The following is a 23,207-nucleotide window of genomic DNA, read 5'->3' on the forward strand; positions in this document are numbered from 1 at the left end:
CGGCGCGACGACGCCGGCCGGACCGTGCACGGGGCCTGGCCCGCATCATGGAGTCATGCCCGAAGGTGACACCGTCCTGCAGGCCGCCCGGCGTCTCGACAGCGCCCTGGCAGGTCACGCGCTGACCCGGTTCGATCTGCGGGTCCCCCGGTTCGCGACGTCAGATCTGACAGGCCGGAGCGTCCTGGGCGTCATCTCGCGCGGCAAGCACCTGCTCGCCCGCTTCGAGGGGGGCTTCACCCTCCACAGCCATCTGCGGATGGACGGCGCCTGGCGGATCTATGACCCCGGCGAGCGCTGGCGGGGTGGTCCGGCGCACCAGATCCGCGCCGTACTGGCGACGGCGGAACACACCGCCGTCGGCTACCGTCTGCCTGTCCTTGAGCTGCTCCGTACCGCCGACGAGGACAAGGCCGTCGGCCATCTCGGTCCTGATCTGCTGGGGCCCGACTGGAACCCGGAGACAGCGCTGCACAACCTGCTCGCGGACCCGGTACGTCCCGTGGGTGAGGCCCTCCTGGACCAGCGCAACCTCGCGGGCATCGGCAACGTCTACATGTGCGAGCTCTGCTTCATGGCCCGTGTGACGCCGTGGCTCCCGATGGGCGAGATCCCGCAGCCCCTGGCCACTCGTCTGGTCGGCACGGCCAAGCAACTCCTGGAGGCCAATCGCGACCGTCCCACGCGGACCACGACGGGCGCGGTCGCCGCTGTGTCGCGCGGCGGGGTGCGCGAGCGTCTTTTCGTCTACGGCCGGGGCGGACGGCCCTGTCTGCGCTGTCGTACGCCCATCCGCAAGGCGGAGCGCGCTGATCGGCCCGTCTACTGGTGCCCCCACTGCCAGCCCGGGCCCACCGCTCGGTGGTCGGCGCGGTGAGTCCCTCGGGGGCTGTTCACGCCGCCGGCCTGGCGGGCCGGTTCCGGGCACGAGCGGTGTGAAAGCCGTACTCACTCCCGGCAGGCAGCCGGCCGATGCCCGGACCTCGGCGGCCCGCAGCGGCGCGGACGAGGCGGGACGGCCGCAGCGTTGACGGTCTTCGAGCGGACGAACCGATCGGCCGAAGTGGATCGCCGGCACCCCGCGGCCTGCCCCGCCCCAGCCTCCGCGATGACCGGTACGAGAGGCCACTTGGGCGAGGAAAGCGCAACTTCGACATGACCGGCAGAGGCGGCTACCTTCACCTGGTCTTCGGTAATCGCTCACGGCCTCACAGGAGTTCCTCCAGGCGGAGCCACCCGCGACGGGATGATCAGGTCCCGCCGCACGACCCCTCGTCCCCGCACGTGAGCCACCGCACCGGGGCCACACCAGGCACCCCCGCGACCAGGGAGAGACGCATGTCCCATCTTGCTCTGTACACATTCGGCGTCCTGAAGTCGCCTCCCGCCGATCCCACGCCTCTCACGCGCGAGTTCTACGACACCGGTGAGGCCGTCTACCGGAGGATCAGCCGGCACCCCGGGTACCTCGCGCGTGCCGAAGCGGCAGACGGTGACCGCGGCTCGCTCTTCGGGGCGGACTGGGGCGCATGGGGACAGTTCGCCGCACCTGCCTGGTACAGCAAGGGCCATACGGTGGAAACCACCGCCCTGGCCGCGACCCTCTCACTCTGGACCGGCCTGCACCCCGCCTTCGACGCCATCTACACCGGCCTGCACCGTGAGGCGCTGAACAGGCGTTACGACTGGTTCGAGAGGACAGAGCACCCGAATTACGTGTTCTGGTGGGTCTCCGACGGCGTGATACCCACCTGGCGGGAAGGGGTTTCAAGGCTGGAGCATCTCCACGACCACGGCTCCGCGCCGCGCGCCTTCACCTTCCACCACCCGTTCGCCCCGGACGGAACTCCGACCAGGATCAAAGGCATCGGGCCGAACATCGATCACGTTCGCTGACACAGAAGCCTGAACGACTGGATTCAACTGCCGACCGCCTCGACACAGGCTCAGCAGTCAACTCCGAAGGATCTACGGAGCCCTCCGCTTCAGAACGGACCGCCGTCTGCGCTGCGGACGGTCCGTGGTCGGAGGCGGGGCGGATATAGAGGTTCGCGGCTCGCCCGAAGCCCGACCCGGCCGCGCATCAGCGGTCACATGGACCGGCAGAAGGCTGAGTCCCCATCCCCCGGCCGCGACCGCGCCCTCGATCAGTCCGGCCTGCTCCGGTTCGAGGAGGAGGCGGAGCACCGCCCACCACCACAGGCCGCCGAGGACGATCACGGGCACCCATCGCCGCACCATGGCTGCCTCCTCCGGCCGACGCTAGTACGGCTTGATCCGCTTCGGGAGGGCGCCCCGGTGCGTCGCAGGCGTGCGGGGCGGGCAGACAGCGCCCCCGCGCGCTGTCCCAGGTCGTGGGGAGCGGCGGACCACGGCCCTCCCCCGCAGTTTCCCCCGGGGAGACGCCGACTGCATCCCGCGGCCTGTTCCTGACGTGCCGGTGCCCCCGGGAACGTGGTTCCTCGGGGGCACACCGCGTGGGCGTCCTGTGCTATTTGTCGTCGCCCAGGGAGTCCTTCACACCCTTGGCGCGCTCCCCCACCCTGCCCAGGGCACCTTCTGCCTTGGCCTTGGCCTGGTCGGACTTGCCCTCGGTCTCCTTGCGGCGGTCTCCGGTGACCTTCCCGGCGGCTTCCTTCGCCTTGCCCTTGAGCTTGTCCATTGCCTTCTTGTCCGTCACGGCGATTCCTTCCTCGATGTCGAGCTCAGGCACTCTCGGCCTGGAACATCCAGGCATGCTTCTCAAGATCCGCTGTGAGTGTGATCAGGATGTCCTGGCTGATGGGGTCGGGTACGTCGGTCGCCTCGATACGCTCCCGCATGCGGTCGATGACCACCCGCAGGGCGTCGACGAGCACGCGTACGGCGTCCACGTCCTTGATCCATCCCTCGGGGACGGCGTCGATGGCGGTGGTCTTTGCGAGCGTCCGGGAGCGGCCGTCAGGGTTGACGCCGACCGCGGAAGCCCGCTCCGCCACCGTGTCCGAGTGCTGTCGCGCCGTGTCCACGACCTCGTCGAGCTGGAGGTGCACGGAACGGAAGCGCGGGCCGACCACATTCCAGTGGACCTGCTTGGCCACGAGGGAGAGGTCGACGAGGTCGACCAGCGCACCCTGCAGCGCGTCACCGACGACCTTGCGGTCACCCTCGGACAGTGCGCTCTTGACGACAGACATCCACTTCTCCGTTCAGATAGCTGTTCGGCGTACTATTCGTCCACGATGCCACATATATTGCGAAACGGTCATTTTGGTAGCCGTTCCCGAAAGCCGCCTTCCGGGCTCACTCCGCGCCTGCCCCGGGAGAGGCCACGCACACACCGGTACGCGAAAGGCCCCGGCCGACCCTTTGCGGGTCGGCCGGGGCCTTCGTGCACGTGAATCGCGCCGGTCAGGCGGCGGCGACACCCACCGCTTCGGCCGGCGCCTTGATCGTCACCCGTCCCGCGGGTACTCCGGCGACGGAGACGGCGTTCAGCATCGGGCGCACCGGCGCAGCCATCGCATCAGTGGCCGCAGCCGACTCGGCGAGCTCGGCCAACGACAGTTCATCGCTCACTTCACGCATGAGCTCGGACATCCGTACGTCCAGCGCGTCGCAAATGGCGGAGAGCAGTTCGGAGGATGCCTCCTTCTGCCCCCGCTCCACCTCGGAGAGATAGCCGAGCGAGACTCGGGCGGACGAGGAGACTTCGCGCAGAGTACGGCCTTGGCGCTGGCGCTGCCGACGCAGCACGTCACCAAGCAGGCGACGGAGCAGAATCATCGGTGGCTCCCTCCTCGGACCGCGTAGCCGCATCCTTCACGCCCCACCGTACCGCCTCGCGCTGCGGCCGTGCGGGGAGCGATGTCGTGTTCACTCAGGGCTGCAAACATCAATTCCCCCCGATCTGTTCCGTATCCTGTGCCCTCGCATTTTCGCCGAGTTCGCCGGAGAGCAGCTCGAGCAGGGTCCGCACACTCTCTCTACGGATGTCCGCCCGCCCTCCGTTCAACCTCAGCTCGGCGACTTTCCGTACGCCCGCCGGCCCGGAGACGGCCAGGAAGACGGTTCCCACCGCCTTGCCGTCCTGGGGCTCTGGGCCCGCGACACCCGTGGTCGACACCCCCCAGTCCGCGCCCAGGACCCGGCGCACTCCGACGGCCATGGCCTGTGCGACGTCCGGGTCCACCGCACCCCGCTCGTCGAGGAGCGCCCCGTCGACGCCCAGCACGTCACGCTTCAGGGGCGTGGCGTAGGCCGTCACGGACCCGCGGAAGGTCCGTGAGGCTCCAGGCACCGCGGTCAGCTCCGCGGCCACGAGGCCGCCGGTGAGGGACTCGGCGACCCCGAGCGTCTCACCGCGCTCCTCGAGCCGCCGCAGCACCTGTGCCGCGCCGGAGGTCACCGGTCGGCCTCGGCGGCGCCGCGGCCGCCCACGACCGGCTCGCCGAGCGGCTCCACGGCGGGCGCCGCGGCGCGGGGCGCGAGGTCGTCCGTGGCACAGACGCCCCGGGCTGCGTCGTCCGCCGCCACCGCGACAGCCTCCATGGCGGCCGCGTGCTCCGCCGTGAGCCCCAGCCTGCGCAGTACGAAGGCCTGGCGTACGTAGTCGAGGCCGGTGACGACCGTGAGCACCACGGCGGCCATCATCACCCAGAAGCGCAAGGTCGCCAGGGGACCGGTCAGCGCCAGTACGTACATCCCCACGGCGATGCCCTGGGCCAGGGTCTTCATCTTGCCGCCGCGACTGGCTGGGATCACCGAGTGCCGGATGACCCAGAAACGCATGAGGGTGATCCCCAGCTCACGGAAGAGGATCACACCGGTGATCCACCACGGCAGGTCCCCCAGCGACGACAGGCTGATCAGAGCCGCACCCATGATCGCCTTGTCCGCGATGGGGTCGGCGATCTTCCCGAAATCGGTGACCAGGTTGTACGTGCGGGCCAGGTGACCGTCGAAGACATCCGTGATCATGGCGATGGCGAAAGCAGCCCAGGCGAACGAACGCCAGGCCGGGTCGTAGCCGCCGTCGTGCAGGAGGAGTACGACGAACCCCGGCACGAGCAGCAGCCGCACCATGGTGAGGATGTTCGCGATGTTCCACAGGCCGGCCTGGTTGACGGCCGCCGCGCCCAGCTTGCCGCCGCGGTGCGCCGGCGTCGCGCCGGAGCCGCCTGCCGCGGATGCCGGGGCTTCCGTCATCTGGCTGCCTCCACAAGCTCGTGGTGTTCGGCCACGAGGTCCACTCCCTCGCTGCCCACTGCCTTCGCTTCGACCATACGGCCCGGCACGAGCCCTTCGCGTGCGGTGAAGATGACCTGGCCGTCCGTTTCAGGTGCCTGATGCGCCGCGCGGCCCACCGCGACCGGCCCGTCCTCCTCCGACCCGACCGACTCGACGAGCACCTGAAGGGTCTCGCCGACCCGCTCCTCGGCCCGCTGCGAGGTCAGCTCCTCAGCCAGCTGCGAAATGTGCGCGAGGCGCTCCGCGATGACGTCCGCGTCCAGCTTGTTCTCGTAGCCGACGGCCTCGGTGCCCTCCTCGTCGGAGTATCCGAAGACGCCGATGGCGTCCAGGCGGGCGCCGGTGAGGAAGCGTTCCAGCTCGGCGAGATCGGCCTCGGTCTCACCTGGGAAGCCCACGATGAAGTTGGACCGGGCGCCCGCCTGGGGCGCCTTGCTCCGGATGGTGTCCAGGAGCTCGAGGAAGCGGTCCGTATCGCCGAACCGGCGCATCGCACGCAGCACCCCGGGGGCGGAGTGCTGGAAGGAGAGATCGAAGTAGGGGGCGACCTTGGGCGTGGACGTCAGTACGTCGATCAGCCCCGGCCGCATCTCCGCGGGCTGCAGGTAGCTGACGCGGATCCGCTCGATCCCGTCGACGTCGGCGAGCTCGGGCAGCAGTGTCTCCAGAAGCCTGATGTCACCGAGGTCCTTGCCGTACGAGGTGTTGTTCTCGGAGACGAGCATGACCTCCTTGACGCCCTGCTCGGCGAGCCAGCGCGTCTCCCCCAGGACGTCGGAGGGACGACGCGAGATGAACGACCCGCGGAAGGACGGGATGGCGCAGAACGTGCAGCGCCGGTCGCAGCCCGACGCCAGCTTCACGGAGGCGACGGGGCTGGTCCCCAGCCTGCGGCGCAGCGGGGCCCTCGGACCGGAGACGGGTGCGACGCCGTCCGGCAGGTCGGCGGGGGGCGGCGCGGCCTCCTGGGCGTGGCCGGGCAGCGCGACGGCACTGTCCTGCCGCTCGGCCGGGCTGATGGGCAGCAGCTTGCGCCGGTCGCGCGGGGTGTGGGAGGCGTGGATCCCGCCGTTGAGGATGGTCTGCAGGCGGTCGGAGATGTCGGCGTAGTCGTCGAAGCCGAGTACTCCGTCAGCTTCCGGCAGCGCCTCGGCGAGATCCTTGCCGTAGCGCTCGGCCATGCAGCCGACGGCCACGACGGCCTGGGTTCTGCCGTGATCCTTCAGGTCATTGGCTTCGAGAAGGGCGTCGACGGAGTCCTTCTTGGCGGCCTCGACGAATCCACAGGTGTTGACGACGGCGACATCCGCGTCCGTGGCGTTCTCGACGAGCTCCCAGCCGTCCGCTGCCAAGCGGCCTGCAAGCTCCTCCGAGTCCACCTCGTTACGGGCGCAGCCGAGAGTGACAAGGGCGACGGTACGGCGTTCGGGCATGGGCTCAAGACTACTTTGTCCCCGCACCCGCCCTGCCGTGCAGGGTTGCCGATACACACAGTGACGATACCGGGGCGGCCTGGACCGTGCGTGACACGACGCGTCTCGCGGTGGAAAAGACAACGGTGGGTGTCCGGCACGATTGCCGGACACCCACCGATGTGACGGACGCGGGGTGGAGAGGTCAGCCGACCTCGGGGTCACCCTTGGTGTACGAGAGCCGTTCGACCTGGCCCTGCTCGAACTGGTCGTCGACCTTCTTGCCGTTCACGAACAGCTCGATCGCGCCGGCGTCACCGAGGACGAGATCGACCCGCTCCTTGTCCTGGAAGGTCTTGGAGTCGCCCTCGAGCAGCAGCCCGTCGAACAGGAGGCGACCGTTGTGGTCCTTGGCGGAGATCCAGCTCTTGCCCTCGGTGGCGCTCAGCTTGACCGTCACCTTGTCCCGCGGAGCGGCGGCGATGGCGCTTTCGGAGGGGGCGGGCTTGGGGTCGGAGGGCTTGGACGGGGTGGGCTTGGCAGTGGTCTTGTCGGGGGCGGAGCCTTCGGCGACCTGCGCCGCGCCCGAACCCTCGTCGTCGCCGTTGAAGAGCGTGAAGCCGACGAAGCCGACCACGGCGACGATCGCGGCCACCATCGCCGCGGTCCAGTTGGGCCGACGGGGTTCGGACCGGATCCGCTCCGCCTCGAACAGAGGCGCCGCGGGGGTGGGCGCGGGGCGGCCACCGTGCTCGGCGTCGAACTGCTCGATCATCGGATCGGGGTCGAGCCCGACGGCGCGGGCGAGCATACGGATATGGCCGCGTGCATAGACGTCGCCGCCGCTGCGCGAGAAGTCGTCCTCCTCGATCGCGTGCACGATGGGGATGCGCACCCGGGTGGAGCTGCTGACTTCCTCGACCGTCAGACCTGCGGCGATACGAGCCTGATGAAGCGCGCGACCGATGGAAGGCCGGTCGTCTTCGGGGGAGTTGCCGATGGACACGGGGGCGCCTTTCGAGCGTGAGCCACCTGCTGGATGTCCAGTCTAGGGGTGGCGCGAAAGGGTGGGGCAACCGGGAGGGACGGCTTTGTACGCCATCGGATTCGCCCGGCAGTCCCTTGGGCAGAGCAGTGGGTGGAGCACAGTACGGATCATCCCTCTGCTCCTCCTTCAACTTGACGTACGACCGGGCGAAACGGTTGCCCGCAAAACTCTTACGAAGCGGTTTCCCCACGAATGACGGCCAACACCCCGTCGAGTTCGTCAGGCTTAACCATGACATCGCGCGCCTTGGAACCCTCGCTGGGACCCACGATGTTGCGTGACTCCATGAGGTCCATCAGCCGGCCGGCCTTCGCGAAACCCACCCGGAGCTTGCGCTGGAGCATCGAGGTCGAGCCGAACTGCGTGGAGACGACCAGTTCGGCCGCCTGGCAGAGCAGATCGAGGTCGTCGCCGATGTCCTCGTCGATCTCCTTCTTCTGTTTCGTGCCGACCGTGACGTCGTCGCGGAAGACCGGCGCCATCTGATCCTTGCAGTGCTTCACGACTGCCGCGACCTCGTCCTCGGTGACGAAGGCGCCCTGCATCCGGGTCGGCTTGTTCGCCCCCATGGGCAGGAACAGTCCGTCACCCTTTCCGATGAGCTTTTCGGCGCCGGGCTGGTCGAGGATGACCCGGCTGTCCGCGAGCGACGAGGTCGCGAAGGCGAGCCGGGAGGGCACGTTCGCCTTGATCAGACCGGTGACGACGTCGACCGAGGGACGCTGCGTGGCGAGCACCAGATGGATGCCGGCGGCACGCGCCAGTTGGGTGATGCGGACGATGGAGTCCTCCACGTCACGGGGGGCGACCATCATGAGGTCGGCGAGCTCGTCGACGATGACCAGCAGGTACGGGTAGGGCGAGAGCTCGCGCTCGCTCCCCTCGGGCGCCTTCGCCTTGCCGGTGCGCACGGCGTGGTTGAAGTCGTCGATGTGCCGGTAGCCGTACGCCGCGAGGTCGTCGTAGCGGAGGTCCATCTCCCGCACGACCCATTGCAGCGCCTCGGCGGCCTTCTTCGGGTTGGTGATGATGGGCGTGATGAGGTGGGGAATGCCCTCGTATGCGGTGAGCTCGACACGCTTGGGGTCGACGAGCACCATCCGGACGTCCTCCGGTGTGGCCCGAACCATGACCGAGGTGATCAGGCAGTTGATGCACGAGGACTTTCCGGAGCCCGTTGCTCCGGCCACCAGGACGTGCGGCATCTTCGCCAGGTTGGCCATCTCGTAACCGCCCTCGACGTTCTTGCCGAGCGCGACGAGCATGGGGTGGTCGTCCTCGGCGGCGTCCGCGAGGCGCAGGACATCGCCGAGATTGACCATCTCCCGGTCCGAGTTGGGGATCTCGATGCCCACGGCGGACTTGCCCGGGATGGGCGAGATGATGCGGACGTCCGGGCTGGCGACGGCGTAGGCGATGTTCTTGGTGAGGGCGGTGATCCGCTCGACCTTGACGGCCGGGCCGAGCTCCACCTCGTAGCGGGTCACCGTCGGGCCTCGCGTGAAGCCGGTGACGGCGGCGTCGACCTTGAACTCCGTGAAGACGTTGGTCAGCGATGCGACCACGGCGTCGTTGGCGGCACTGCGCGTCTTGCCGGGACCCCCGCGCTCCAGGAGATCGAGCGAGGGCAGGGAGTAGGTGATGTCGCCGGAGAGCCGCAGCTGCTCGGCGCGCGCCGGCAGTGCCCCGGTGCGTTCGGGAACAGGCTTGGTCAGATCGGGTACGGCCCCGCCGGCCGAGCCCGGCTTCCGGGCGCCCTCCCTGTCGGCGGATGCCTTCTCGGCGGCCCGCGCTCCGGGAACGGGAGTGCCGGTCCGCTCACGGTCACGGTCCGTGGAGACGCCGTGGGTCAGGTCGGCGACGACCGGGGAGGGCGGCATGCCGTTGAGCACCGCCCCGTCCAGGGCTGCAGCGGCGGCGGCTGCCACGTCGACGGCGTCCATGCCGCGGTTCATGGCGGGCTGGGCCGAGTGCCTGCGCGGACGGCGGCGCTTGGCCAGGGCCTGCCCCTCGGCGGTGTCCGGGTCGTAGTCGGCGTCGTTCTCCGGACCTCGCACGGCCTTCCGCGTGCGCTCGGGAAGCCCGTCGCGCCACTGCTCGTCGTACCGCTCGTCGTCGCTCCCCTCCTCCTCGCCGGGTACGTACACCGGGTCGAGGACGCCGAGTCGCACGCCGAGCTGGCGCAGACGCCGCGGGATGGCGTTGACCGGGGTGGCGGTGACGACCAGGAGCCCGAAGACGGTCAGGAGGAGGAGCAAAGGGACGGCGAGGACCTCGCCCATCGTGAAGACGAGCGGCTGGGAAGCGGCCCAGCCGATCAGCCCGCCCGCGTCCTGCATCGCGGCGGTGCCGTCCTCACGGCCGGGCGAACCGCAGGCGATGTGGACCTGCCCGAGCACTCCGACGACGAGGGCCGAGAGCCCGATCACGATACGGCCGTTGGCCTCGGGCTTCTCGGGATAGAGGATCAGCCGTACGGCGACGGCGCCCAGCAGTATGGGAACCAGCAGGTCGAGCCGCCCGAACGCGCCGGTGACGAGCATCTCGACCAGGTCGCCGACGGGCCCCTTGAGATGCGACCAGGTGCCCGCGGCCACGACGAGCGCGAGTCCGAGGAGCAGGAGGGCGAGACCGTCCTTGCGGTGTGCGGGGTCAAGTCCCTTCGCACCGCGCCCTATGGAGCGGAAAACCGCGCCCACGCCGTGCGCCGTGCCGAGCCAGAGCGCGCGGACGAGCCGGTACAGGCCGCCGGTGGGTGACGGTGCGGGCTTGGGCGCGGGCCTCTTCGCCGCCGCCTTTCTGGCGGGGGCCTTCTTCGCGGGCACCGTCTTCTTCGCCGCCGCCTTCTTGACTGGCGCGGCTCTCTTCGCCGGTCCCTGGGTACCGCCGGCGCGCTTCGCGGTGCCCGCCGTGCCCAGGGAACCCTTGCCGGACGTACGTGAGGCCATGTGACTGAGGTTACCGGTGTCGACGTCGGTGGACACGTGTGCCTACCGCTTCACCCGTCCGTGTCGCCTTGCACCGGCGCCCGGCTGACGCGCAGTCAGCCTCCGCAGGTCAGCTCTGGGTGGGCAGTGCGGTGCTGGATCCGCCCGTACCGGGTTCGAGCGCGTCCAGCGCACGGCGCAGCCCGGTGAGCTTGCGCTCCAGATGAGCGGCGGTCGCCACGGCGGCGGCGTCCGCCGATTCGTCGTCCAACTGCTTGGAGAGCGCCTCGGCCTGCTCCTCGACGGCGGCGAGCCGCGCGGAGAGCTCGGCGAGAAGTCCGGCCGGCTCCTTCTCGTCGGCGCCCTGGTGCGCGCCGCCCTCGAGCTGGATCCGCAGCAGCGCCGCCTGCTCGCGCAGCTGGCAGTTCTTCATGTAGAGCTCGACGAAGACCGAGACCTTGGCGCGGAGCACCCAGGGGTCGAACGGCTTCGAGATGTAGTCCACCGCACCCGCCGCGTAACCCCGGAAGGTGTGGTGCGGACCGTGGTTGATCGCCGTCAGGAAGATGATCGGGATGTCCCGGGTCCGCTCCCGCCGCTTGATGTGCGCAGCCGTCTCGAATCCGTCCATCCCGGGCATCTGCACATCCAGCAGAATGACCGCGAAATCGTCCGTGAGCAGCGCCTTGAGCGCTTCCTCCCCTGACGATGCCCTCACCAGCGTCTGATCGAGCGCAGAGAGGATGGCCTCCAGCGCCAGCAGATTCTCCGGCCGGTCATCGACCAGGAGGATCTTGGCCTTCTGCACCATGGCCCGCCCTCCTCGCCCCGGCATCGCACCGGGTTCCGCCCCAGGGGACGACTCCCTTACGCCGTCCGTCCTTGTGCCGGTCATGGTAGCTGCACCCCGCCCATCACCACACCCTGTCACCGCGATGTCACTGTGCACACAGCGAGAACGCGGTCGAAGACCAGAAAGTTCCCCGGAATCCGCTCGCCCACACCCCTCGGGGAGGAGTCGACGACGGATACCGGGGAGCCGGTCCCCGTCCCGTCACTCGCCGCGCATCCACGTCTCCATCACCGACAGCAGGTGATCGGAATCCACCGGCTTGGTCACGTAGTCGGAGGCCCCGCAGTCGATCGCCTTCTCACGGTCGCCCTTCATCGCCTTGGCGGTCAGCGCGACGATCGGCAGGCCGGCGAACTGCGGCATCCTCCGGATCGCCGTGGTCGTGGCATAACCGTCCATCTCGGGCATCATGATGTCCATCAGAACGATCGTCACATCGTCGTGTTGCTCGAGGACCTCGATCCCCTCACGCCCGTTCTCCGCGTACAGCACCGAAAGCCCGTGCTGCTCCAGCACGCTGGTGAGGGCGAAGACGTTGCGGATGTCATCATCGACGATCAGCACCTTCTCGCCCTGGAACCGGAACGTCCCGCGAGGCTCCTGGTTCTCCTGCGGGCCCTGCACCCACTCCTCCGGCGTCGCCGCCTCCTCGCCGGTCCTGCCGTTCGCCAGAGCCGGGCGCTGCGTAGCGCCTCCCAGCGCCTTGCGCCTGCGCCGGAACACCCCGGCGGAGTTGGCCGGATCGCCGAGCGGCTGCTCGGTGCCGGGCTGCGAGGCCTCCACACGCAGGACCTCGTCGGCCGGACCCCCGCGTGCCTCGATCGGCCCGGGCACCGTCTGCGGGTAGCCCTGCGGAGGCAACTCGCTCGGGTGCAGCGGAAGGTAGAGCGTGAAGGTCGAACCCCGTCCGGGTTCGCTCGCCGCGTGGATCTCGCCGCCGAGCAGCCGGGCGATCTCCCGGCTGATGGAGAGGCCGAGGCCCGTGCCCCCGTACTTCCGGCTGGTCGTGCCGTCCGCCTGCTTGAACGCCTCGAAGATCACCAGCATCTTGCTCGACGCGATACCGATCCCGGTGTCCGTCACCGAGAACGCGATGAGGTCACCGTCGGCGTCCCGCAGCGAGCCGGCTTCCAGCAGGTGCTCCCTGATGGAGTCCGGCACGTCCGCCCCGGCCGGCCTGATCACCAGCTCGACGGCCCCGCTGTCGGTGAACTTCACCGCGTTCGACAGGAGGTTGCGCAGCACCTGGAGCAGCCTCTGCTCGTCCGTGTGCAGTGTGGCGGGCAGTTCCGGGGAGACCCGCACGGAGAAGTCGAGTCCCTTCTCCGCGGTGAGCGGCCGGAACGTCGCCTCGACGTAGTCGACCAGCTGGACCAGGGCGATCCGGGTCGGGCTGACGTCCATCTTGCCCGCCTCGACCTTGGACAGGTCCAGGATGTCGTTGATCAGCTGGAGCAGGTCGGAGCCCGCGCCGTGGATCGTCTCGGCGAACTCCACCTGCTTCGGCGAGAGATTGCCCTCGGCGTTGTCGGCGAGGAGTTTCGCGAGGATGAGCAGCGAGTTGAGCGGTGTGCGCAGCTCGTGCGACATGTTGGCGAGGAACTCGGACTTGTAGCGCATCGAGACGGCCAGCTGCTCGGCGCGCTCCTCCAGGACCTGCCGCGCCTCCTCGATCTCGGTGTTCTTCACCTCGATGTCACGGTTCTGCTGCGCCAGCAGCTCGGCCTTCTCCTCGAGTTCGGCGTTGGACGCCTGGAGTGCCTTCTGCCGGTTCTCCAGCTCCTGGGAGCGGTCCCTGAGTTGCTCGGTCAGCTCCTGGGACTGCTCAAGGAGCTTCTCGGTCTTCGTGTTGACGCTGATGGTGTTGACGCTCGTGGCGATCATCTCGGCGAGCTGGTTGAGGAAGTCCCGCTGGATGTGCGTGAACGGCTGGAAGGAGGCCAGTTCGATGACGCCGAGCACCTGGCCCTCGAAGAGCACGGGTAGCACGATCACGTGCGCGGGCGGTGCCTCGCCGAGGCCGGAGGAGATCTTCAGGTAACCCGGCGGCACGTTGTCCACCTGGATCGTCCGCTTCTCCTCGGCCGCCGTCCCGATGAGTGTCTCGCCGGGCCGGAAGGAGGTCGGCATCGAACCCGCCGAGTAGCCGTAACTGCCTCGCATGCGGAGCTCGTACGAGTTGTCCTTGCCGCTGTCGGATCCGACCTCGTCCGCCTCACCCGTGGTCATCGCGAGGAAGAAGGCGCCGTGCTGGGCCGAGACGACGGGAGTCAGCTCGCTCATGATGAGCGAGGCGACGTCGTCCAGATCGCGGCGGCCCTGCATCAGGCCGGAGATGCGTGCGAGGTTGCCCTTGAGCCAGTCCTGCTCCTTGTTGGCGAGGGTCGTGTCGCGCAGGTTGGCGATCATCGTGTTGATGTTGTCCTGCAGCACCTGGATCTCACCGGCCGCGTCGACGTCGATCTTGAGGTTCAGATCGCCGCGGGTCACCGCCGTGGCGACGGCCGCGATGGCGCGCACCTGACGGGTCAGGTTCCCGGCCATCTCGTTCACCGACTCGGTCAGGTCGCGCCATGTGCCGTCGACGTCCCGGACACGGGCCTGCCCGCCCAGCTGGCCCTCGGTACCCACCTCTCGCGCCACCCGGGTGACCTGCTCGGCGAACGAGGAGAGCTGGTCGACCATCGTGTTGATGGTGTTCTTCAGCTCCTGGATCTCACCCCGCGCGTCGATGTCGATCTTCTTGGTGAGGTCGCCCTTGGCGATGGCCGTGGTGACCGTGGCGATCTGCCGCACCTGCCCGGTCAGGTTGGAGGCCATCGAGTTCACCGACTCGGTCAGGTCCTTCCAGGTTCCCGAAACACCAGGGACGCGTGCCTGGCCGCCCAGTTCGCCCTCGGTGCCCACCTCGCGCGCCACCCGGGTGACCTCGTCCGCGAACGAGGACAGGGTCGTCACCATCGTGTTGACGGTGTCGGCGAGCTCGGCGACCTCGCCCCGCGCTTCGACGGTCACCTTCTTCGTCAGGTCGCCGTTGGCCACGGCCGACGAGACCCGGGAGATGTTCCGCACCTGACTGGTGAGGTTGTTGGCCATCAGGTTGACGTTGTCGCTGAGGTCCTTCCAGATGCCCGTCGCGCCCCGCACCCGCGCCTGGCCGCCGAGGATGCCCTCCGTGCCCACCTCACGGGCGACCCGCGTCACCTCGTCGGCGAAGTTGAGCAGCTGGTCGACCATCGTGTTGACCGTCGTCACCAGCTCGAGGATCTCGCCCTTGGCGTCGACGGTGATCTTCTTGGAGAGGTCACCCTTCGCGACCGCGGTGGTGACCTCGGCGATGTTGCGCACCTGCAGGGTCAGGTTGTTCGCCATGCCGTTGACGGACTGAGTGAGGTCCTTCCACGTACCGGAGACCCCCTGCACCTCCGCCTGGCCTCCGAGAATGCCCTCCGTGCCCACCTCACGGGCGACCCGAGTCACCTGCTCCGCGAAGTTCGAGAGCTGGTCGACCATCGTGTTGAGGGTGTTCTTCAGCTCCAGGATCTCGCCCCGGGCGTCCACGTCGATCTTCTGCGACAGGTCACCCCGCGCCACGGCCGTGGCGACCTGGGCGATGTTGCGCACCTGGGCCGTGAGGTTCCCGGCCATGCCGTTCACCGAGTCCGTCAGGTCACGCCACACACCGGCCACACCTGGCACCTGCGCCTGACCGCCGAGACGGCCGTCCGTGCCCACCTCGCGGGCCACCCGCGTCACCTGGTCGGCGAACGCCGAGAGCTGGTCGACCATCGTGTTGATGGTGTTCTTCAGCTCCAGGATCTCGCCCCGGGCGTCCACGTCGATCTTCTGCGACAGGTCACCCCGCGCCACGGCCGTCGTCACCTGGGCGATCTGACGCACCTGGGAGGTGAGGTTGCCGGCCATGAAGTTGACGGAGTCGGTGAGCTCCTTCCACGTCCCGGAGACACCGTCGACGCGCGCCTGGCCGCCGAGCCGGCCCTCCGTGCCCACGTCGCGCGCCATCCGGGTCACCTGGTCGGCGAAGTTGGACAGCTGCGCCACCATCGTGTTGACGGTGTTCTTCAGCTCCAGCATCTCGCCGGCCACGTCCACGGTGACCTTCTGCGAGAGATCGCCGTTGGCCACGGCCGTCGTCACCTGGGCGATATCGCGCACCTGGCCGGTGAGGTTGCGGAAGGCGGTGTTCACCGAGTCGGTGAGGTCCTTCCACGTCCCCGCGGCCCCGGGGACCTCGGCCTGTCCGCCGAGCCGGCCCTCGACGCCGACCTCCCGGGCGACCCGGGTCACCTCCGAACCGAAGGCCTGGAGCTGGTCCACCATCGTGTTGACGGTGTTCTTCAGCTCCAGCATCTCGCCGGCCACGTCCACCGTGACCTTCTGCGTCATGTCACCGCTGGCCACCGCGGTGGTCACCTGCGCGATGTCGCGCACCTGGGTCGTCAGGTTCCGGAAGACCGTGTTGACCGAGTCGGTGAGGTCCTTCCAGGTTCCGGCGGCGCCGGGCACCTGGGCCTGCCCGCCGAGCAGCCCCTCGCCCCCGACCTCGCTCGCCACGCGCGTCACCTCGTCGGCGAAGGTACGCAGCGTCTCGGTCATCTGGTTGATCGTCTCGGCGAGCTGCGCGACCTCGCCGCGGGCACTCACCGTGACCTTCTGCGACAGATCGCCGCTGGCGACCGCCGTCGTCACCTCGGCGATCCCGCGTACCTGGGACGTGAGGTTCCCGGCCATCGTGTTGACGGAGTCGGTCAGGTCCTTCCAGACCCCGGCGACCCCCGGCACGGTCGCCTGTCCGCCCAGCTCACCCTCGGTGCCCACCTCACGGGCGACCCGGGTCACCTCCGAGGAGAACGACGACAACTGGTCGACCATCGTGTTGACGGTGTTCTTGAGCTGGAGCATCTCACCGGCCACATGGACGGTGACCTTGCGCGAGAGATCGCCCTTGGCCACCGCCGTCGTCACCAGGGCGATGTCACGCACCTGGGCGGTCAGCCGGTACGCCATGGTGTTGACGGAGTCGGTGAGGTCCTTCCAGGATCCGGACATGCCACGCACCTGGGCCTGGCCGCCGAGCTTGCCCTCGGTACCGACCTCGACGGCGACCCGGGTCACCTGCTCGGTGAACGCGGAGAGCTGGTCGACCAGGTTGTTGACCGTGCGGGCGACCTTCAGGAACTCGCCTCGCAGCGGACGCACCGTCTCGTCGGCCGCGTGGGTACGCAGCTCCATCCGCTGGTCGAGATCACCGTCGGCGACCGCGGAGAGCACCCGTCCGACCTCGGAGACCGGTCGCGCAAGGTCGTCGACGAGCTCGTTGGACGCGTCGATGGCCGCAGCCCACGAGCCCTCGCAGGCCCCGGTCTCCAGGCGCTCGGTGAGCTTGCCCTCGCGCCCGACCACACGCCGCACGCGGGCCAGCTCGCCCGTCAGGTGCAGATTGCGGTCGGCCACCTCGTTGAAGACCGCCGCGATCTCCGTGAGCACACCGTCACCGGAGACGGTGAGCCGCCTGCGAAAGTTGCCGTCACGCATCGCCACGAGTGCCGCGAGCAGTCTGTTCAGAGCTGCCGCGTCCACGTCGATGGTTCCATTGCGCTGCTTTTTCACGGGCTGCCCGCCTCTTGTCCGCGTTCCTGAGCTCTGCGCCGCCACGCCAGACTCCACCGTGTCCCTCCCGCAGGGGTTGACCGTATCGCTCGGGCCGTTTTTGGAAGCTTGCCCAGCTCCACTTTGGCTCACCGCCACAGCACACCGTCGACGGGTGACTATGCGGCCGTCAAATCGTTGAAACGTACCAGGCCGAAACCGGCGTGCGGAGAAAGTCTCACGGTCGTCCCACTTCTCACACCTGGAAGACCGAAATCACGCGCCCGGCGGGCGGTCCACGCACGCAAGTCCGCCCTCGTGCACACGGGACACCGGGCGAGCGTCTAGCCTGGCAGGCGAATCGAAGCGGCGAGAAACGGGCACAGGACTCGGGGAAGCGACGAGACACCAAATGGGGAGTGCTGTGATCACCGCGCGCGCGGCTGCCACCTTCGATCCGGTCGGACGCTCGGTGGCGACCGCCCGCGCCTTCGTACGCGACACCCTCCAAGGGTGGGGCTACACCGACGTCGTCGACGACGCCGTCGTACTCACGAGCGAGCTCGTGACCAATGCCGTCGTGCACGCGGGGACGGCCGCCGACGTGCTCTGCCTGCGTACCGAGGACGGCGTACGCGTGGAGGTCTCCGACCACTACCCGGAGCGCGAGGTCCCGCTCCAGAGCTCCGGCCTCGACTTCGGCAGCCCCGACCGGGAAGGCGGTCGCGGCCTGCTGCTCTGTGCCGCCCTCGCCACCCGCTGGGGCGTCGAGTACACCCCGACGCACAAGCACGTCTGGTTCCAGCTCGATCTCCCCGAACGTCCCGTGGGCGTCCGCTCGGCGAGCCCGGTCCTGCCGACCGCCCTCCTTCCCGTCGCGGAACAGCGGGTACGAGTGGCCGTCGTCCAGACCGACGGCTCGGGTGCCATCGCCTCGTGGAACGAGGACGCCGCCTTCCTCTTCGGGCACGCGGCGAAGCAGGTCGAGGGCAAGCAGCTCACCGACTTCGTGGCGTGGCCGCACACCCCTGGAACCAGTACGGGCATCGCCGACGCGCTGCGGCTCTCCCGGTGGGAGGGCAGTTACGGCCTCCGCGGCGCGGACGGCCGCGTCATCCCCGTGTACGCCTCACACCTCAGGGTCCGCGACACCCAGGGCGAGCCCTCCACCGTCTGCCTCCTCGTGCGGGACTACGAACGCGCCGTGCTCCAGACCCCGGTGCGCGCCCCCGTCTCCGACACCTCTGCCGAGAACCGCAGCACGGATCCCTTCGAGATCTTCATCGGCTCCCCCGCCCCCGACGACCTCGACGGGCTTCTGCAGCGCACGGTCGAGCGGGCCCGGGACATGCTGGACGCCGACGCGGCCTTCCTGCTGCTCGCGACCGACGACGAGACGGAGCTCGAGGTCCGCGCGACGACGGGCCTGCCCTCCGCCCGCCAGCGTTTCGCGCGGGTTCCCGTGGAGGCGGGCACGGGGCGCTACGGCTCCGCGCGCATGCCCGCCGTCCACGAGGACCTCACCGTCGTGCCGGGTGCAGTGCCACTGCTGAGCGACACGGGAATGCGCTCGGTCGTCACGGTGCCGCTCAAGGTCGAGGGCCGCCTCACCGGCTCCCTGGGCGTCGCGGCGGAGGCGGCGGGCCGGTACTCCAACGAGGAGGCCCTCCGGCTGCAGTTCGCCGCGGACCGCATCGCCCTCGCCGTCGAGTCGGCGCGGCTAGGCGAGCTCGAACGCCTGCGCCGCGGCTCCCTGTCCTTTCTCGTCGAAGCGTCCGACCTCCTCGCCGGCACGCTGGACAGGGACCAGACACTGGCCCTGATGGCGCAGATGACGGTTCCCACCCTGGCCACCTGGTGCGCGGTCTACACCATCGCGGACCAGTCGTCGGAGCCGTATCTCTCGTACGTCCTCCATGAGGACGAGGAGCTCATCGACGGCCTCAAGGCGCTGCTGTCCTCGATCAATCCGCCGGATCCCGTCCCCGCCCCCGGTGCTCGTATCTGGCCGGCGCCCACGGAGGCCGGTCACGCGGCCGCCCTGCGTACGTCCAGGCGCACCCTGGGCCGCGACGCCCCGCTGAGCATGGGTGCGGCTGCCCGCACCACGCTGGCCACCGCGGCGGCCGTCGGTGGCGAGACCGTGGTCCTGCCGCTGGTGGCGAGGAACCGCGTCATCGGCATGCTGACGCTCGGCAAGCCGTCCGACGAGCACTTCCGCCAGGAAATCCTGGAGCTGGCCGAGGACCTGTCCAGACGGGCCGCTCTGGCCCTCGACAACGCCCGCCTGTACTCGGAGCGCATGGCCATCAGCCAGTCCCTCCAGCGCAGCCTCCTGCCGCCCGGCCTGCCCGACGTGCCCAACGTCGAGATCGAGGTCATCTACCGGGCCGCGGGCGAGGGCAACGAGGTCGGCGGGGACTTCTACGACGTCTTCCCCATCCGCGACGGCGCCTACGGCTTCGCCATCGGGGACGTCTGCGGTACCGGCCCGGAGGCCGCGGCCGTCACAGGGCTCGCGCGGCATGCCCTGCGTCTGCTCGCCCGGGAGGGCTTCGATGGTCCGGCGGTACTGGAGCGGCTGAACGCGGCCATCCTGGACGAGGGCGCCCGCAGCCGCTTCCTCACGCTGCTCTACGGCGAACTGTGGCCCCAGGAGGACGGCAGTGCCCTCCTGAAGGTCGTCTGCGCCGGTCACCCGCTCCCCTTGCGCCTGCGCCAGGACGGCTCCGTGGAGGCGGCGGCCGAACCGCAGCCGCTGCTGGGAGTCATCGAGGACCTCGACCTCTACGAGGAGGAGGTCACCCTCGCTCCCGGCGACGTACTCCTGTGCGTGACGGACGGGGTCACGGAACGCCGAGAAGGAACCCGCATGCTCGGCGACGACGGCCTGGCCGAAGTCCTCGCCACGTGTACGGGCCTGACCGCCGGAGCCGTGGCCGGACGCATCCTGCGGGCGGTCGAGCGCTTCGCCGCGGAGCCCGCCTCCGACGACATGGCCATCCTGGCCATGCGTGTACCGGAGCCGCACAACTTCTAGGCGTAGTGCCGGTGGCACGCACCAGCACCCGGCGGCGCCCTTGGTGCGGCGGCACCTGGTGTCGCCGCCGGTACCGGCGGGTCAGCCGGCGTCCCCCGTCGCGCCGTCGGTCCGTTCCCGCCGGAAGTCCGCGTCGCCGTTGTGCCGGGCGTGCTCCTGGATCATCAGTACGTATATGCCGGCCGAGGAGAGTGAGCGTGGACGGCTTGACGGTCGTCCTGGCCAGCTGTGCGGACTCGAGCCTGGCGCATTTGGCCATGAGCGTCTCCCGGTGCCACTGCAGCCCTTCCAGCATCTGCCGTTCGGGGACGGTTCCCAGCTTCCCGAGCCCCACGGTCCGGACGACGGGCGCTGCTGTCCATGCCATGCACCCACCCTGCCCCTCGTGACGGGCACGTTCAGGCAAAGGGCTTGCAGATCATTAACACGTTGTTTTGATCTTGCTGTCCTCGCCGGTCTGTGCCTTGACCCGGTCCTGAAGGGCGGCGAGGGCCGTGGGTGGGGTTGTCGCCGGTGGGATGGTGATGCCGTGTGCCTCGAGCAGTCGCCGGTTCTTCAGGAGGGTGCGGTGCATCGCGGTGCGGCTGGTGCCGAACAGCACGGCGAGGGGTTCCGCGGCCAGGGCGGCCCGTAGGTGGAGCACGGTGGCCAGGACCTGGTCGGCGATGGCCAGCCGAGGTGGCCGACCGCGCCGGATATCCCCGTGCGGGGCCAGGGTCTCGGTGAGGTCGTTCAGTTGCCGGCGGGTCATTCCGGTCAGTGCTGGATCGGAGAGCAAGACCTGGTCCCACTCCGGATCCGGCGTCTGCGGGGCCCGGGCCGCCGGGATTACGGGTGATGGGTGGGGGTGCAGTGCATAGTTCCAGGCGCCCCGGAACGCGTGCCGGGTCAGCGGCAAGGCGGCCATTTCCACGTCTTTGATGCGGACTCCGGTCGGGTAGGTGTTGGTGTCGAGTTCGGCTCTCACACGCAGTCCGGTGCGGGTGGTGGTCGCGGCGATCGACTGCACGATGACTTCGTGGCTGGTCAGCGGGCGGCCGCTCCAGTTCATGGTGATGTGCGAGAAGAGCCGGTGCTCGATCTTGTTCCACTTCGATGTGCCTGGTGGCAGGTGACACACAGTGATCGTCAGCCCTGTTTCAGCTGCGAGTTGGGCTAGCTCGAGCTTCCAGGACCGGGTGCGGTAGCCGTTGGATCCGCCAGCGTCGGCGGTGATCAGCAGCCGTGTCGCCCGCGGGTAGGCAGCCTGGCCCTGGCCGTGCCACCAGCGGCGGATCGATTCCACTGCGAACGCGGCGGTGTCGTGATCGGTGCCGACGTTGACCCAGCCGGTGTTCGCGGCCTGATCGTAGATGCCGTAGGGGACGGCTTTGCCCAGCTGGGGGTCGGGGAAGTCGTGGACGCTGACCGGGACAGGCTCGCCAGCGGGACGCCACTGGCGGCCGCTGTTCTTGAAGTCGCCGACGAGCTCCTTCTTCTTGGTGTCCACGCTGATGACCGGCTGGCCGGCGTCCCGGTAGTTGCGGGCCTGCTCGTTGAGGTAGCGGAACTGGGCGTCGCGGTCCGGATGTTGACTGCCCTCGAGCGTCTTCGCGTTGGCCTGAAGACTGAAGCCTTCCTCCCGCAGCAGGTCGCCCACGGTATCGGCGCTGATCCGGTGCCCGGCCCGGGCCAGCTCCGCCGCGAGCGTACGGGTCGATTTCACCGTCCACCGCAGCGGCGACATCGGGTCGCCTCTCTCGTCGGGCTCGACCAGCGCCAGCAGTGCCGGCCGCAGCCCCGGATCCAGATCGGCGACCCGCTTGCGTCCTCCGCCGGGACGTCGGACCCGCCCCAACGGCTCCTCTCCCGATTCCAACTCGAACAGACATTGCGGACCGTCGTCTCGCTGACCTGGGCCGCCCGAGCGACAGCGCGGATGCCACCATGCCCCAGCAGTCGGGCCTCGGTTCCCATCAGCAGCCGTCGCTGCCGCTCGTCCAGATGTGGGAACAACACCGCGAACATCGCGGAAAGTTGGTCACGGGTCTCGTCCGGGATGCGCATACCAGACCAACGAGCCCCAGGCCAGGAAGCAACACCTTGATGATCTGCAATCCCTAAGGAAGCCGGCTCGGGCCTGGCACCCTGCCACCATGGCCATTCCCTCGCCCGACGGCGCCTATTCCCTCACGACGATGTACTCCGTGCCGGACGACTCCTGGTATCTGGAACTGGACCTCGTGGCCACCGGCCGAACCCTGGTTCTCGCCATCGTTCCGGACGAGGATCCGAGGAGGGAACCGACGGTGTGCTTCGACACAAAGGGGGAACACCTGGACATCCCCTTCGCGGTGATCCGCTGGTTCATGGACCATGTCGAAGCCGAGATACGGACGTCGCGCGCATGGATGCGACTACGACCTGAACTCGTCGAAGTCGTCCACGACTTGCGTCAGGAGTTCCTGGGCGCCATCAGCGACGACGAGTTCGGCGTGGTGCTGCAGGACATACGCGGCCGGGTCGCCGAAGCAGACCTCCCAGCGGTCCTCGCGGCCTCCTTCGGGCGGAGACCCGACGGCACCCCCGTGCACGACGCGCTGTCACTCGTGCCCGCCGATGAGCCGGAGGCGACCGCACAGCCGTACTTCTTGTCCTGGGGACACGAAAAGGCCCCCGCCAGGGGCGGGGGCTTTTCCTTGCCGAGCCCCAATGCGGAATCGAACCGCAGACCTTCTCCTTACCATGGAGACGCTCTACCGACTGAGCTATTGGGGCCTGCTGCCTTGCGGCAACGAGCTAAAGCATACCCCGAACGAGGGGGTGCTCAAAACCCTCTGACGCGGTGTCTGTCACCGTCGGCTCGCGTGGTGTTGCCTGCTGAACCAGGGTCCTGAGGCCGCGTCGGGCAGCTCATTTCCGGAGGCGGGGCCGGGCTCGCATCCTGCCGCAGCCGACGTCGGCCACAGGAGCCGAGGGGGTGCGGTACGCAGGGGCATCAGCAACGGAAGCCAGCCGGGAACGCAGAAAAGCCCCGTGCCACAAGGGCACGGGGCTTTCCCGGAATAATTGTTCGGCGGCGTCCTACTCTCCCACAGGGTCCCCCCTG

15 protein-coding genes, 1 tRNA gene and 1 pseudogene are annotated in these 23,207 nt (G+C 69.0%); 3 read left to right on the forward strand and 14 right to left on the reverse strand.

The annotated features are described in order from the left end of the window. The first annotated feature begins 55 nt into the window (after positions 1 to 55). On the forward strand, positions 56 to 877 hold the full coding sequence (locus tag ACFU5K_RS05535; protein WP_384057195.1) for an Fpg/Nei family DNA glycosylase: 822 nt from the start codon (positions 56 to 58) through the stop codon (positions 875 to 877). A 461-nt stretch (positions 878 to 1,338) separates the two neighbouring features. Further along, on the forward strand, positions 1,339 to 1,896 hold the full coding sequence (locus ACFU5K_RS05540) for a DUF3291 domain-containing protein (RefSeq protein ID WP_384057197.1): 558 nt from the start codon (positions 1,339 to 1,341) through the stop codon (positions 1,894 to 1,896). A 72-nt stretch (positions 1,897 to 1,968) separates the two neighbouring features. On the opposite strand, the gene ACFU5K_RS05545 is transcribed toward ACFU5K_RS05540, so the two are convergent. The 11 genes from ACFU5K_RS05545 to ACFU5K_RS05595 all read right to left on the reverse strand — a co-directional run bounded on the left by ACFU5K_RS05545 (position 1,969) and on the right by ACFU5K_RS05595 (position 17,100). After that, entirely contained in the window at positions 1,969 to 2,241 is a 273-nt protein-coding gene (locus ACFU5K_RS05545; RefSeq protein WP_384057200.1) for a hypothetical protein, read from the reverse strand. Between the two features lie 250 nt (positions 2,242 to 2,491). Further along, a complete protein-coding gene (locus ACFU5K_RS05550; RefSeq protein ID WP_384057202.1) occupies positions 2,492 to 2,680 on the reverse strand; it encodes a CsbD family protein in 189 nt (62 codons plus the stop codon). A 25-nt stretch (positions 2,681 to 2,705) separates the two neighbouring features. After that, positions 2,706 to 3,176, reverse strand: a complete 471-nt coding sequence (locus tag ACFU5K_RS05555; RefSeq protein WP_384057204.1) for a Dps family protein — start codon at positions 3,174 to 3,176, stop codon at positions 2,706 to 2,708. Positions 3,177 to 3,390: 214 nt separating this feature from the next. Continuing rightward, entirely contained in the window at positions 3,391 to 3,765 is a 375-nt protein-coding gene (locus tag ACFU5K_RS05560; RefSeq protein ID WP_384057207.1) for a helix-turn-helix domain-containing protein, read from the reverse strand. A gap of 109 nt (positions 3,766 to 3,874) precedes the next feature. Further along, entirely contained in the window at positions 3,875 to 4,387 is a 513-nt protein-coding gene (locus ACFU5K_RS05565; protein WP_384057210.1) for a CinA family protein, read from the reverse strand. Next, the gene (gene pgsA / locus ACFU5K_RS05570; RefSeq protein WP_384057212.1) at positions 4,384 to 5,187 is read right to left on the reverse strand and encodes a CDP-diacylglycerol--glycerol-3-phosphate 3-phosphatidyltransferase; all 804 of its coding nucleotides are present in this window, start codon (positions 5,185 to 5,187) and stop codon (positions 4,384 to 4,386) included. Before pgsA ends, ACFU5K_RS05565 begins: the two co-directional genes overlap by 4 nt. Beyond that, positions 5,184 to 6,662, reverse strand: coding sequence for a 30S ribosomal protein S12 methylthiotransferase RimO (gene rimO, locus ACFU5K_RS05575; RefSeq protein ID WP_384057215.1), 1,479 nt, complete (start codon positions 6,660 to 6,662; stop codon positions 5,184 to 5,186). The genes pgsA and rimO overlap by 4 nt, the downstream gene beginning before the upstream one ends. A gap of 184 nt (positions 6,663 to 6,846) precedes the next feature. After that, positions 6,847 to 7,647, reverse strand: coding sequence for a helix-turn-helix domain-containing protein (locus ACFU5K_RS05580; protein WP_384057217.1), 801 nt, complete (start codon positions 7,645 to 7,647; stop codon positions 6,847 to 6,849). 212 nt (positions 7,648 to 7,859) lie between these two features. Then, positions 7,860 to 10,637 (reverse strand): DNA translocase FtsK, encoded by a 2,778-nt coding sequence (locus tag ACFU5K_RS05585; RefSeq protein ID WP_384057220.1) that lies wholly within the window; start codon positions 10,635 to 10,637, stop codon positions 7,860 to 7,862. Positions 10,638 to 10,746: 109 nt separating this feature from the next. Continuing rightward, the gene (locus ACFU5K_RS05590) at positions 10,747 to 11,427 is read right to left on the reverse strand and encodes a two-component system response regulator (RefSeq protein ID WP_384057222.1); all 681 of its coding nucleotides are present in this window, start codon (positions 11,425 to 11,427) and stop codon (positions 10,747 to 10,749) included. Between the two features lie 243 nt (positions 11,428 to 11,670). Then, complete coding sequence (locus ACFU5K_RS05595; RefSeq protein WP_384057225.1) at positions 11,671 to 17,100, reverse strand: HAMP domain-containing protein; 5,430 nt, start codon at positions 17,098 to 17,100, stop codon at positions 11,671 to 11,673. Between the two features lie 391 nt (positions 17,101 to 17,491). Here ACFU5K_RS05595 and ACFU5K_RS05600 point away from each other — a divergent pair, with 391 nt between their 5' ends. Further along, on the forward strand, positions 17,492 to 20,119 hold the full coding sequence (locus tag ACFU5K_RS05600) for a SpoIIE family protein phosphatase (RefSeq protein WP_384057227.1): 2,628 nt from the start codon (positions 17,492 to 17,494) through the stop codon (positions 20,117 to 20,119). Positions 20,120 to 20,540: 421 nt separating this feature from the next. On the opposite strand, the pseudogene ACFU5K_RS05605 reads toward ACFU5K_RS05600, so the two are convergent. The 3 genes and pseudogenes from ACFU5K_RS05605 to ACFU5K_RS05615 all read right to left on the reverse strand — a co-directional run bounded on the left by ACFU5K_RS05605 (position 20,541) and on the right by ACFU5K_RS05615 (position 22,876). Then, positions 20,541 to 22,165 (reverse strand): annotated as a pseudogene (locus ACFU5K_RS05605) (ISAzo13 family transposase). A 350-nt stretch (positions 22,166 to 22,515) separates the two neighbouring features. Beyond that, positions 22,516 to 22,692: a hypothetical protein gene (locus ACFU5K_RS05610; protein WP_384057229.1), complete on the reverse strand. Its 177-nt coding sequence runs from the start codon at positions 22,690 to 22,692 to the stop codon at positions 22,516 to 22,518. Between the two features lie 111 nt (positions 22,693 to 22,803). After that, positions 22,804 to 22,876, reverse strand: a tRNA-Thr gene (locus ACFU5K_RS05615). Positions 22,877 to 23,207: the final 331 nt, after the last annotated feature.

The organism is Streptomyces sp. NPDC057428 (assembly GCF_042803195.1).
Lineage (GTDB): Bacteria > Actinomycetota > Actinomycetes > Streptomycetales > Streptomycetaceae > Streptomyces.